This is a genomic window from Candidatus Spongiihabitans sp. (assembly GCF_965237845.1).
Classification (GTDB): domain Bacteria; phylum Pseudomonadota; class Gammaproteobacteria; order Arenicellales; family Poriferihabitantaceae; genus Spongiihabitans.
In genome coordinates this window covers 2410502-2423435 of record NZ_OZ250154.1, presented here as the reverse complement: position 1 = coordinate 2423435, position 12934 = coordinate 2410502, and the positions used below count along the sequence as shown (strand labels likewise).

Below are 12934 nucleotides of genomic sequence, written 5' to 3'. Positions count from 1 at the left end.
CTTTGCCACAAGAGCGACTTCGCCTTCCCCCGTTGACCAGTTGAATCGATATTTAAACCGGAATGAACTCTAAATGATTCGGCAACGAACCCTGAAGAACATTATTCGTGCCACGGGAGTTGGTCTTCATACCGGTGAAAAAGTATATCTAACCCTCCGCCCGGCCGCGGTCGATACCGGGATTATTTTCCAACGTGTTGATCTTGACCCAGTGGTCACCGTTTCGGCCCGCCCGGAAAACGTCAGCGACACTCGGCTATCCACAACATTGGAAGTGGATGGCGTAAAAATTTCCACAGTCGAGCATTTGATGTCTGCTTTTGCGGGTTTGGGTATCGATAATGCCTACGTCAAGGTGAGTGCGCCGGAAGTGCCAATAATGGATGGCAGTGCCGGGCCATTTGTTTTCTTGCTACAGTCCGCAGGCATTCTTGAACAGGAAAAACTCAAGCAATTTATACGAATCACAAAACCACTTTTGGTGAAAGAGGACGACAAGTGGGTTAAGTTTGAGCCGTTTAACGGATTTAAAGTTTCATTTATAATTGATTTTGATCATCCTATTTTGAAAAGCTCCACCCAGATTGCGTCGGTGGATTTTTCGACCACTTCATTCGTGAAGGAAGTCAGTCGCGCCAGGACATTTGGTTTTATGGATGACTTGGAAGCGTTGCGTAATGCCGGGCTGGCACAAGGCGGAAGTGTCGACAATGCGATTGTGATGGATTCGTTCCATATTTTGAATGACGATGGTTTACGTTATGAAGATGAATTTGTTAAACACAAAGTGCTCGATGCGATCGGCGACCTTTATTTGCTTGGGCATCCTTTGATTGGTGAGTTTAGTGCGCATAAATCCGGACACGCATTAAATAATAAATTACTGCGTCAACTGCTTGCCAACGAATCGGCCTGGGAATTGGTGTCTTACGAGGACGAAACGCAAGTGCCAATCGCCTTTGCCAGCACTGTAGCAACCGTATAGCCCGGATATTTTCAATCTGGGGCAACCCGTCAATTCGCTCTTTTCAGGATGGCCGCCCATTGGTTTTCGTGCGGCATCTTTTTGAAAGTTGCAACAGGGATTTCCTTAATTCACTATGCCCGATCTTTGTGGCAAGGTCGCAAATGGCATTTGCATTGTCTTTTGATATTGGATTGATCTTTTTCCTGGAATGATTAGCTAGCGGTCGAAACGAGGATGCAGGACGTATTTTTATGTTTATATCAGAAATTTTGAAATTATTATCATTCAATTGCCGTGACAGAGAAGGCTTCTGGTGACGGATTTGGGTGGCCCACGCTGCGGAATCACAAAATACCACCAATCGACCGGATTGAAATAACAAAGGGCGGGTATGAGGAGCTGCAATGCCGACTTGCTCTCGCCAATAGTCGATAAGAGATTGTTGCAAGTGTTCCACGACAGGCGGGTCTTTACTAATGGGTAAACTGTTTTTAATCATCCCGGCGATGGATTTAAACTCTTTCATTATTTGATAACGGTCTTATAGCAAGTTAACGACTCTGGCATAATCCTGCCACAACTGGCACGCAACAGACCCAAAGCAACCCGAACTAGATAATAGCACTTTTTATATGTTTCAGGATGTACTGAAAATTTTTTTTGGCGACCGAAACCAGCGTCTTCTCAAAAAACTGGGCAAAACGGTCAACCAGATCAATGCCCTTGAAAGCGGTTTGCAAGATCTCAGTAACGATGAACTGGCAGCCAAGACGATTGAATTCAAGGCGCGTTTTGCTAAGGGTGCTGATAAAGACGAATTGTTAGCAGAAACATTTGCGGTGGTACGGGAAGCCTCGGTGCGCACCTTGGGATTACGTCATTTCGACGTTCAAATGATTGGCGGCATCGTATTGAATGAAGGAAAAATTACTGAGATGAAAACCGGTGAAGGCAAGACCCTGGTAGCCACTCTCCCCGCATATCTCAATGCCGTTTCCGGCAGCCCGGTCCATATCGTCACTGTCAATGACTATTTGGCGCAACGTGATGCCGAGTGGATGGGGGAAATTTATTCGTTTCTTGGTTTAACCGTGGGTGTAATTCTGTCAGGCCAGGATCGAGAGGCAAAGAAAACAGCCTATCAAAGCGATATTGTCTATGGCACCAACAATGAGTTTGGATTCGATTATTTAAGGGATAACATGGCATTTTCCGGGCAAGACCGATTTCAGAACGGCTTAGGATTTGGCATTATCGATGAAGTGGATTCCATCTTAATTGATGAAGCTCGAACGCCGCTAATAATTTCCGGGCCAGCGGAAGAAAGCACGGATTTGTATAACAAGATCAATATAATCGTCCCCAATCTGGTTAAACAAGAACAACCTGAAGGCTCAGAATATTTACCTGGGGATTTCTCGGTTGATGAAAAATCAAGGCAAGTTACGTTAACTGAAGAAGGGCATGAACATGCCGAGAAACTACTGACCCGAGCAGGTTTGCTCGAATCGGGCAGTAGTTTATACGAGGTCGCGAATATCAGCCTGATGCATCATCTCAATTCAGCGTTGCGCGCCATCAATTTATTTAACAAGGATGTGGATTACATTGTAAGAGACAATGCCATCGTCATTATTGATGAGTTCACCGGGCGTATGATGCCGGGTCGCAGGTGGTCGGAAGGATTGCATCAAGCGATTGAAGCCAAGGAAGGGGTGGCTATTCAACAGGAGAGCCAAACATTAGCCTCGATTACTTTTCAAAATTATTTTCGTTTGTACGACAAATTAGCCGGAATGACCGGCACGGCGGATACCGAGGCGCCGGAGTTTTTACAAATTTACGACCTTGAAGTGGTTATTATCCCGACTAATAAAGAGATGTGGCGAGACGATTCCGCGGATCTGGTGTATCGCACAGCGAATGAAAAATATGCCGCCATTTGTGAGGGTATAGAAGAGTGCCGTGCCCGTAGTCAACCGGTTCTGGTCGGAACCGCTTCCATTGAAACTTCAGAGCATTTGTCACAAATCCTGGGAAAGAAAGGTATTGAACACCAGGTTTTAAATGCCAAACATCACGGTAGCGAAGCTAAAATCATTGCTGAAGCTGGGCGCCCGGGCAACATTACCATTGCAACCAATATGGCAGGCCGTGGAACGGATATCGTGCTCGGCGGAAATTTGGAAATTGAACTGAATGCAATTCCACATGACGATAAAAAGCGGGAGGCGCGCGAGCAGTGGGACAAAAGGCATCAGCAAGTGATTGATGCGGGAGGTTTGCACGTACTGGGCACTGAGCGAAACGAATCCAGGCGGGTGGATAATCAGTTGCGAGGAAGATGCGGCCGCCAGGGCGACCCCGGATCCAGCCGATTCTTTTTGTCACTCGAAGATAGTTTAATGCGAATTTTCGGTTCGCAAAAAATTGCCGGGCTGATGGAAAAACTGGGCATGGAGGAGGGTGAAGCCATTGAACATTCGTGGGTTACTCGTGCGATCGAAAATGCCCAGAAAAAAGTGGAAGGCCATAACTTTGATATGCGAAAGCAACTATTGGAATATGATGATGTCGCCAATGAGCAACGCAAGATAATTTACGAACAGCGCAACCTGTTGATGGAAACCGAGGATATTTCAGAGTACGTAGTGGATAACCGGGAAGAAGTTGTCAACACGGTTATAGATCGGTCTATTTCCCCGCAAACGCTGGAGGAGCAATGGGAGGTTGAGCAGTTGGAGAAGGAAATTGAAAGCGAATTCGGGATCGCTTTGGAAATTCGCAAATGGCTCGATGAAGACGATTCGCTTCATCAGGAAACGCTTCGAAAGAAAATTTTGCACAGCATAGTGGATATGACTCAGGCTAAGGAGGAGCGGGTTGGCAGCGATAGTATGCGTCATTTCGAGAAACAGGTCATGCTCAAGGTTCTGGATGGTCAGTGGAAAGAGCATCTCGCAAATATGGATTATTTGCGCCAGGGAATTGGTTTGCGCGGATATGCGCAGAAAAACCCGAAACAGGAATACAAACGCGAAGCGTTTGAAATGTTCACCGCATTACTTGAGTCGATGAAATTCGAGGTTATTTCTGTTCTCGCCAAGGTGCACGTGCCGTCACAGGATGAAATGCTGGAAATGGAACAAAGGTTGCGCGCACAACAAGCGCGCGAGCAGTCTGTGAAATACATTCACAATGAGGCAACCGCGGGGGGCGAGCAACCCGGAAGGCAATCCGCTAGGCAATCCGCGCATCAACCGGTTAATGAATCAGTAGAACAGCCGTTTGTCAGAGACGGCAAAAAGATTGGAAGGAATGAGCCCTGTCCCTGTGGTTCCGGGAAAAAGTTCAAGCAATGCCACGGCAAACTCTGATGTGTGGTCTCATTACTTCCTTCTGCGCCGAGCAGGGATAATTGAAAAATGAATGGGCTAGAATGCAAGTCCCCGAAAACAACCTGCATTAAGAAAGACACAGGAGATAAGATATGAATAAAATCATCATGCGTTATATTTTTATCGTAATGGTTGCGTTGGCAACAGGTTGCGGTACAGGTATAAGCGGATTAGGCAACAGCACCAGAAGTTTTACGCACTGGCTTAAAATGCACCCAAGAGACTGGGCTGATTCTTTGGAAATGGATAGAACATGGCAGGCAGCATTGGTAAGAATTCCGAAAACAGGATCGACTAGATTTATCAGGACAACAATAAGTAAATTAACATCCAGTAATACCGCCATTAAAGGAACTTACCCGACAGTGATTTATATGCACGGTTGCACAGGCATTTGGGAGGGCACACTTCACACGATCAATTTTTTAGCGAAAAATGGGTATGCAGTAATCGCTCCGGCGAGTTTCGCTCGAAAGAAATATCCAAAATCCTGCGAGCCAAGCACTCATAAAGGAGGGCTATACCAGCCGACTTTGAAAATGAGGCAAAATGATGCCGGGTATGCGATTGCTAAGGCAAAAATGTTGGATTGGGTTGATAGTGAAAATGTTTTTTTAATGGGGTTAAGTGAAGGCGGAATAACAACAGCCACCTTTTCATCAAAAGATGAGGATATGTCCGTAAAGGCCAGAATTGTCGAAGGATGGACATGTCATGCTGGCTGGCATTCATACCACGGTCTTAATGCGCCAGATAATGAACCAGTTTTAAGCCTCGTTGCAAAAGATGATCCCTGGTTTCAAAGCCGTCAGCTAAAAGGTGATTGTGGGAGATTTATGAACAAATCAAATGGCAGTAAATCCATAGTTTTTACAGATGGATATTTAAGGTATAAACATAGATTGCTTGGAAGCAAGAAAGCAAAAAAGATAGTCATTAGATTTTTGAAACAAAACATAAACTAATTGCCACAAAGCGGATGGTAAGAATGAAAGGTTGGCTTATCAGCGAGAGTCGAGCGCCGTGAAAAGGTCGCCGCTTGCGCCGATAGCTTTTCCCGCGCTCGCGCCGATAAACGGGGTGCGGCTGGCGGCCACCGCGGCTGGCATTAAATATCAGAATCGCAATGATCTGATGCTTGCAAGTTTTTGCCCAGGCACTACAGTGGCAGGCGTTTTTACCAAATCATCCACGGCCGGTGCGCCGATTCTGCTGTGCCGAGATCATCTTGAAAGTGGCCAAGCGGCTGCGCTGATTGTGAACTCCGGAAATGCCAATGCGTTTACCGGAAAAATCGGAGAGCAACATTGCCAGGATACGTGCGCGGCTGTGGCGAGTAGTATTGACTGCAAAACGGATAATGTATTTGTTGCTTCTACCGGCGTGATTGGTGAGCCGCTACCGATTGATCGCATAGTCAATGCCATACCAAAACTGGCGGATAAATTGCACGCGAACAATTGGCAGGATGCGGCGCAAGCGATTACCACAACCGATACATTTCCTAAAGGCGCAAGCGCTCAAACCACGATTGGCGATGTCGTGGTTAGCCTCAATGGATTTGCCAAAGGCTCCGGTATGATCGAACCCGATATGGCGACCATGCTGGCATTTATATTTACCGATGCTAAAATTCCCTCGCCATTGCTTCAACGAATGCTTGTGGACGCGAATCAGCAGTCATTTAATGCCATAACCGTCGATAGTGATACTTCGACCAGCGATACCTGTTTGCTGTTTGCCACAGGCAAGGCAGCCAATGAGCTGAGCACGGAAATTAAAGGGGATATTGAACAGGACATTGCAGATGAATCATTGGTTGAATTCAAAAAAGCGCTGCAAACAATTATGCTGGATTTGGCCAAGCAAGTTGTGCGCGACGGCGAGGGCGCAACGAAATTGATCGAAATCACGGTTAGCGGAGCGGAATCCGACCGAGCGGCAAAAGTAATCGCCAAATCCATCGCCAATTCGCCTTTGGTCAAAACCGCCATCGCCGGTGAAGACGCGAATTGGGGCAGGATAGTGATGGCGGTGGGGAAATCTGGTGAACAGGCTGCCCGAGATAATTTAAAAATAAATATCGGTGGCATGCTAATTACTGAAAATGGGCAGGTCATAGAGGGTTACGATGAAGCAGGGGTTGCCAAACATTTAAAAGATAATGAGATTTTCATTGCTGTTGATGTCGGCATAGGTGGCGGTGCAGCCACGGTATGGACTTGCGATTTAACTCACGGCTATATCCGTATTAATGCCGATTACCGCTCCTGACTCTCGACTATATGTTGTAGTGGGTGTGCTGCGAAACCCTCAGGGACAGCTTTTAGTTCAGCAAAGACTGCCCGGAAAACCGTGCGCCGGGCAGTGGGAATTTCCCGGCGGCAAGGTCGAGAAAAATGAATCGCCGCAACAGGCTTTGATTCGAGAACTGAATGAGGAGTTAGGCGTTTCCATAAAAAACATAATTCCGTTAACCCAAATCGCCTATGACTACGACCATGCAAATGTATGGCTGGATGTTTATTTGGCAGACAATTTCGACCAACAGATAATAAATCTGGAGCAGCAAAATTTTGGTTGGAAGAGCATTGAAGAAATCCTGGAAATGGATGTGCTTGAAGCAGTGCACCCCATTTTGGATGTGGTTAAGTTGTTATGATTGGAATCTTAAGCCCCGAACATTGACCAATAATTTTCGTGCAAGATATTTACTTGCTGTTTAAGCGCGGCGATAGTTGAGTCATTAACAATGACATCATCTGCCTTGGCTAATCTATCCTGATCGCTCAATTGTGTGTCCAAAACGCGGTTAATTTCATCCACACTCATCTTTCGATGCTGCTGTAACCGACTTGTTCGTGTTTCGGGATTACAGGTGACCACTACGACGCGACCCATTAATTCATGCTGCCCGCTTTCGATGAGCAGTGGAATTTCAAGTATGCAGTAGGGCGATTTGCTTTGCCGGCATTGCGCCAACATTTTGTCCAAGATTGGCGGGTGCAGAATGGACTCGAGCAGTTTCCTTTTTTGCGGGGAATTGAAGACCATCTGGCCGAGTCGTTTACGCTTGAGGCGGCCTTGGGAATCCATTATTGCGCGCCCAAAGTGTTCCATGATTTGAGCGAGGATTTGTTCGGATTGTGCGCTTCCGGGTTCGGTAATGTCCCGCCCAATCTGGTCGGCGTCAATAACCTGAACGCCAAGCCCGGCAAAGCAGCTGGCAACGGTGGTTTTGCCGCTGCCAATGCCGCCGGTGAGTCCGACCCTTGCCGCCATTACAGTACAACGATTTGCGAGGCGACATTTCCTAACACCCAAAAGTATCCGTTAAAGTGGGGATATTCACACCGACCTCCATGCAGTTCTTTCACTATTGGCATTTTTCATCTACTAAATAATAGAATATTCTATTTATGGTGCAAATACGATAAGAGTTGCCTCAATTAATGTTCTTTTGACAAATAAATTTTACATAATACCTGTTTGTATTTTTTGCCATCCTCTTTATTCACCCATTCAACTACATTTTCAATTTCCGCCTTATTGTTTAACCTGTAGCCATTTTCATCCCGTATCTTTTCAATCATTTTTTGTGACAATGAAGCAATTTGATTATTATCTTTAGCAATAGTTATATATTGTTGTTTGTCAATGACATCCACAACTTCGCCAGCCAGAGGAGAACTTTTTGCAATGCCTTCTTGAGAGTATGAATAGGTCAATACTATATCATCCAAACCCATTAACAGGACAATAGTTTTAAGCGGTTCAAATTGAGTATTGCAGATATTGTGCTCATCAAAATAATCGATAAAACCATCAAATAGTGTTATTTTAGAATGAATATAAAGGCTGTTTTTTGCTCGAGTAATGGCAACATAAGCTAAGCGTTTATCGTATTGCGCCTGTTGTGGGTTGGTGCTTATGAAGTCATCTTGTGCACATATATAAACTTCATCCCACTCTTTTCCTTTGGCTTTGTGTATGGTGGAGACAGTAACTTTACTCTTGCCAAGTTCAAATTCATCAAAAGTGATTTTATGTAAATACTGCTCAAATACGCCAATAAAATGCTGCTGGCTTTTTTTAATTTCCGCTTGATACTCATCTTCAAATTTATCAAGCACCGCATTTTTTAATGCGTTATTGTTTGATTTTCCATAAATAGTGTCTGAATTATTTCTGCTTTTTTCAAAGTCTTCTGTCTCCCGCCAGTTTTGTAAAACATCTGTTAATTCAACTAAATTACCCAATCTAAAACTATTATTATCCGCAATATAACGCGCTTTTATATTGTCTGAAACTAGCATGGAATAGATTGATAAAACCTCCTTATTTTTTCTTGCTAAGATGGCAATATTATTAGAAGTATTGGCTTTGACACTATTGAGTATATTGGTGTAATAATCACTATTTTGATAACGAATTAAACTCACTTTTCCCTGCTGTTGTCTATGTGCTACTAATTTATCGGTCTTTAAGCGTTAGTCGATAACACTGCTAAATTGGGTAAAAAAATCAACAATATTAGCCCCACTTCGATAATTATTTAGCAACTGATAGGATGAAAATTTACTCGAGTCTGCGATGTCTTTGCCAAAATATTGCTTAAATTCTTTGATATATTTAATGTCAGCCTTATCACCACCATAGTTTTTAATACATTGGTCATCATCGCCCACCGCAATAATTTTTTTATCAGTCTTGCTCACGCCCATATTGGTGTAAATAGCTTTAATAAATTCATAACTTTGCTTGCCAACATCCTGATATTCATCCACGACCAACATACTAATAAACGGCATCGTTATTTTATTGTTATTGAGCATTTGGGCGGTTGTTTGTAGCACGTTTTGTAACTCATTAGCATCACTAATATTTTTTCCTAATAGGGAGCAAGCAAAAGAATGAAAAGTATGAATACGCACCGTATAAACTTGGTTGCCAATGAGTTTTTTGAGTTTGTCTCTAAAATCTGCAACCGCAACCCTTGAATGCGCGAGCATCAAAAAATATTCTGCCTTGTTGTTCTCAATCGTAATTAACGAAGCAATTTTATGCACTAAAGTTTTGGTTTTACCGCTACCTGGACCGGCTAAAACCATAATGGCTTGCGAAGAAGTATCGTTAAAAATTTGTTTTTGTTCAGCGTTTAGGTTTTCTAATATTTGTTGATATTTCTCTTTAGTAACGGGTCGTTTTATCTCTTTTTCATTAAAATGATAAATTTGTTTAAACGCGCCGTATTCCATCGAAAAATAATTTTTGACAAAGTCTTTTGTGTCATGCCAACCTTGTGCTAGTAACCGTTCTAAAAATGCAATTTGAATATGAATGGCTTCGATTTTTCGCTCATAATAATGCTTTAATCCACTATCATAATGGCTGTTTTGGTAAGGCATTCTCTCCCTTATCTTTTTTTGTAAATCCAATTTAAGGGTGTGATGATAAATCAACCGACCCCGACGCAATTCAAAACTTTTCAACATATCGTGCAAATAAACAAAAGTATGATGAAACGCCTCTATGGTCAGTGTTGGTGAGTGATAATCCACTTTTATTTTATTGCTGGAAAATTCAATCTCTTTGGCTATGTCTGTGCCTAATATGTTCAGTAATTGCTCAATAATAAACAGTGATAATTCTTTTCTGGCTTTTACGAGTTTATCTAGTTTTTGTTCATCTTGTAATTCAAACAAGCAAAAATCGTTTTTAAATCGTGCGGTAAAAATATTGTTTTTAAGTCTTGATAAATGCCCCCAACTTTGAATAATTTGCTTAAATAATATTACATCATTGCTATTCTCATCATTCAGGCTTCGTAAATTGATGCTTTTCTCGTAAACCGGAGTATTTTTTATTCCGTCAAATATCTTCTGTTCCATCTCAAAATGATCCCCAAACTCTTTTTGAACTGATTTTTTAATATGGAGGCTAATGTCATTATTAAATTTCAATAATCCGTCTTTTTGCAACTGATATAGCACATCAAAAATTCTTGGTTTTCCCACACCAACAATATCTGACAAATCATCAACTTCAATCGCGTCTAATTTAGACCGTTGGATAACATTTTGCATCACCAAGATCATATCTTTATATAGCTCAATATAGGGTTCTTGCTGTTGTTTAGGGTCTAACACTTCATGCACAAAAGACATGTTTTTCTGCTCTTGTTTTTCAAGCGAAGTTGCAAATATTTTATAACCATCTCTACCGCGTTTAATAATATTGTGTTGTTCTAATTCCAACAGTGCAGTTTTAATAATCAGGTCATAATCAATTTTGCTGTCTTCTGTATCCACCCCTATTTTTCTGGAAATGTCTTTTGGCGATAAATTAAGTTTGTCGTTTCCATAACCTTTGAGCGCCTTGACAATTCTTTTAATCTCGGCAATATCAACTTTTGAGCGGTTAAGCTGCGTAAACGAGCGATCAAAATCTTCTTTTGAATATAAGACAATACATTTGGCGATTAAATTTTCATCGCGCGCCCCACGACCCGACTCTTGCAAATAAGACTCCAAACTATCCGATTGCTGATAATGGATAATGGTTTGAATATCCGCCTTATCAATCCCCATCCCAAAAGCAGTGGTTGCAATGACAATATCAATTTTATTGTCAATAAAATCCGCTAATATTTCAAATTTTCCTCTGGCGTTTTTATCTCTTCTGCCCTCTTCCTTGTCATCATCAAGTTTGGCATAAAAAGGTTCTATGACCAAATCAAGCTCAGTGAGCCGCTCATCATTTTGCAATTTTTCACTCAGTTCTCTGCATTGTCTGGCGTTTTGAGGAATATAAATAATGGTCGGATTTTTGCTCGCTTTGTCGCGCTCTAGTAAAATTTTAATTAATTGTTCGTATTTATCCTCTGCTGTTTTGCTTTCAATCACGCTATATTGCAAGTTATAACGCTCAACAGAGGCAATAAACTTATTTAGTGTAATATCTAATTTTTCTTTGAAATAATCTTTTATATCTTTGATAACCTCTGGCTTTGCTGTTGCGGTAAAGCAAGACACGGGAATAAGGGGTTGAAAACTGGATTGTTCCAATTCCTTAATCGTCTCGGCAATAAAATAGTAATCGTGCCTAAAATCATGCCCCCAAGATGAAAAGCAATGTGCTTCGTCAATAATAAAGCGCTCAATAATGCGTTTTTTAAGGGCGTTAAAAATAGAATTAGAGCGTAATGATTCAGGTGCCAAATACAAAATATCAGCAGTCCCATTTTCCACTTCAGTAATGGCGTTCATGCGTTCAATAGGGCTTAAATATCCACTAATAGCCAGCACCGTAAAATTATTATTTTTACGCCTGAAACTATCTATTTGGTTTTTCATTAAGGCTTGAAGCGGGGAAACAACGACACTCAATCCTTTATATTTTTGTGCTTTAAGTAAAGCGGGGATTTGAAAAGCAAGGGTTTTACCGCCACCCGTTGGCAATATTGCTAGCAATGAATCGGTATCAATCGCACTTTCTATAATGTCCTTTTGTGATATTTTTTCAATCTCTGTCGGGTTGGTAAGTGCAAGTTCATCTCTGGAAAATTGATAAGCATCAACCTCATTTTTATCAAACTCCCTGAAAGTATCAACACCAAATTCATCTTTGGTAAATTTTTCAATATTTACCTTGTCTTTATCAAAAGTAAGTTGCTTTAATAACTTTACAACTTCAGGATATTTGATTAAGAGAATTGATGATATAGCCCCTTTGTCATTTGACATTAAATAAGAAATAATAAAAGCAATCTCTACTGGATGATTTATTTCATTTTCTTTGTAGTCTTTACTGTTGACAACAATATGCTTTTTTATCTGTTCGTATATATCAATCTCTTTATTGGCTACTTTTTTAAAATCAAAAAAACCTGAAAAATATTTATCATTTTTTAATAATTGATAGAATATTTGTTGTTTTTTTACTGATAGTTTATCAAACTCGTTATCTAATAATTCAAATAATGCCTTTGTTTGAGCAGCATCTCCTAACGGCTGATTTTCAATATTGATTTGATTGTTTTTATATGGTTTATCGAGTTTGTGTGTGCGTTTAGTAGTAAATAAAAGCATTGAAAGATACAAAGTATCGATAATGTTAATCTGTTCTAAAACTGGATTAAAACTAGTTTTTGCCAGAAATTTTTTATCGTGTTCAATAAAATTGTGTCCACAAATAAACCTAATTCCTTCACGCAAACAACGGTCTTTTATTTGACTTACAGAACTCGTTTCAAGTGCTGATTTTTCAGACAAATAACCTAAATCATCTATTTTGTTGCTGGTGGCGCCAACCTCAATATCTAAAAATGCGATTTCAAGTTTCATTAATTTACTAAGTATTCAAATAACTTGTAAGAAAATATCGTTAATTTTTTAGTAGAAAATATATTCAAATTCAGTTTTATAGGTAGTTACAAAACCGCCTGCGGATGAAACCCTGAGGTCTTGAGTTTTAAGGCTTTTGGCGCTAATGCGCTTAATGTGCGTTTGAGTGCTGGATTAAATTCGCGTGGTTAAGTTCTATTGCGCCGCTTGTTGTTTGAGTTCTG

At 41.4% G+C, this 12934-nt stretch carries 9 protein-coding genes; 5 read left to right on the top strand and 4 right to left on the bottom strand.

Features of this window, described 5'->3' with window-relative positions:
* The first annotated feature begins 73 nt into the window (after positions 1 to 73).
* Positions 74 to 985 carry a UDP-3-O-acyl-N-acetylglucosamine deacetylase gene (lpxC, locus tag ACPXXB_RS11545; RefSeq protein WP_423907570.1) on the top strand — a complete coding sequence of 304 codons (912 nt, stop codon included), beginning with the start codon at positions 74 to 76 and terminating at the stop codon, positions 983 to 985.
* A 43-nt stretch (positions 986 to 1028) separates the two neighbouring features.
* On the opposite strand, the gene ACPXXB_RS11540 is transcribed toward lpxC, so the two are convergent.
* The gene (locus tag ACPXXB_RS11540) at positions 1029 to 1493 is read right to left on the bottom strand and encodes a DciA family protein (protein ID WP_423907568.1); all 465 of its coding nucleotides are present in this window, start codon (positions 1491 to 1493) and stop codon (positions 1029 to 1031) included.
* A gap of 106 nt (positions 1494 to 1599) precedes the next feature.
* Here ACPXXB_RS11540 and secA point away from each other — a divergent pair, with 106 nt between their 5' ends.
* From secA to ACPXXB_RS11520, 4 genes are all read left to right on the top strand, one after another.
* Positions 1600 to 4344 carry a preprotein translocase subunit SecA gene (gene secA / locus ACPXXB_RS11535; protein ID WP_423907567.1) on the top strand — a complete coding sequence of 915 codons (2745 nt, stop codon included), beginning with the start codon at positions 1600 to 1602 and terminating at the stop codon, positions 4342 to 4344.
* Between the two features lie 113 nt (positions 4345 to 4457).
* The gene (locus ACPXXB_RS11530) at positions 4458 to 5330 is read left to right on the top strand and encodes a dienelactone hydrolase family protein (protein WP_423907565.1); all 873 of its coding nucleotides are present in this window, start codon (positions 4458 to 4460) and stop codon (positions 5328 to 5330) included.
* 58 nt (positions 5331 to 5388) lie between these two features.
* Positions 5389 to 6639 carry a bifunctional glutamate N-acetyltransferase/amino-acid acetyltransferase ArgJ gene (argJ, locus tag ACPXXB_RS11525; protein WP_423907563.1) on the top strand — a complete coding sequence of 417 codons (1251 nt, stop codon included), beginning with the start codon at positions 5389 to 5391 and terminating at the stop codon, positions 6637 to 6639.
* Positions 6620 to 7027: a (deoxy)nucleoside triphosphate pyrophosphohydrolase gene (locus ACPXXB_RS11520; protein ID WP_423907561.1), complete on the top strand. Its 408-nt coding sequence runs from the start codon at positions 6620 to 6622 to the stop codon at positions 7025 to 7027. Before argJ ends, ACPXXB_RS11520 begins: the two co-directional genes overlap by 20 nt.
* Before the next feature lie 8 nt (positions 7028 to 7035).
* Here ACPXXB_RS11520 and coaE read toward each other — a convergent pair whose 3' ends face one another.
* The 3 genes from coaE to ACPXXB_RS11505 all read right to left on the bottom strand — a co-directional run bounded on the left by coaE (position 7036) and on the right by ACPXXB_RS11505 (position 12710).
* Complete coding sequence (gene coaE / locus ACPXXB_RS11515; RefSeq protein WP_423907559.1) at positions 7036 to 7647, bottom strand: dephospho-CoA kinase; 612 nt, start codon at positions 7645 to 7647, stop codon at positions 7036 to 7038.
* 167 nt (positions 7648 to 7814) lie between these two features.
* Positions 7815 to 8807 (bottom strand): 3'-5' exonuclease, encoded by a 993-nt coding sequence (locus ACPXXB_RS11510; RefSeq protein WP_423907557.1) that lies wholly within the window; start codon positions 8805 to 8807, stop codon positions 7815 to 7817.
* 48 nt (positions 8808 to 8855) lie between these two features.
* Positions 8856 to 12710: a RecQ family ATP-dependent DNA helicase gene (locus ACPXXB_RS11505; protein WP_423907556.1), complete on the bottom strand. Its 3855-nt coding sequence runs from the start codon at positions 12708 to 12710 to the stop codon at positions 8856 to 8858.
* Between the last annotated feature and the right edge of the window lie 224 nt (positions 12711 to 12934).

What these genes read in the sequence shown, in the direction of transcription:
- secA (WP_423907567.1), top strand. Translation starts at nt 1,600, where the DNA reads ATGTTTCAGGATGTACTGAAAATTTTTTTTGGCGACCGAAACCAGCGT.
- coaE (WP_423907559.1), bottom strand. Translation starts at nt 7,647, where the DNA reads ATGGCGGCAAGGGTCGGACTCACCGGCGGCATTGGCAGCGGCAAAACC.
- ACPXXB_RS11520 (WP_423907561.1), top strand. Translation starts at nt 6,620, where the DNA reads ATGCCGATTACCGCTCCTGACTCTCGACTATATGTTGTAGTGGGTGTG.
- lpxC (WP_423907570.1), top strand. Translation starts at nt 74, where the DNA reads ATGATTCGGCAACGAACCCTGAAGAACATTATTCGTGCCACGGGAGTT.
- ACPXXB_RS11530 (WP_423907565.1), top strand. Translation starts at nt 4,458, where the DNA reads ATGAATAAAATCATCATGCGTTATATTTTTATCGTAATGGTTGCGTTG.
- ACPXXB_RS11505 (WP_423907556.1), bottom strand. Translation starts at nt 12,710, where the DNA reads ATGAAACTTGAAATCGCATTTTTAGATATTGAGGTTGGCGCCACCAGC.
- ACPXXB_RS11540 (WP_423907568.1), bottom strand. Translation starts at nt 1,493, where the DNA reads ATGAAAGAGTTTAAATCCATCGCCGGGATGATTAAAAACAGTTTACCC.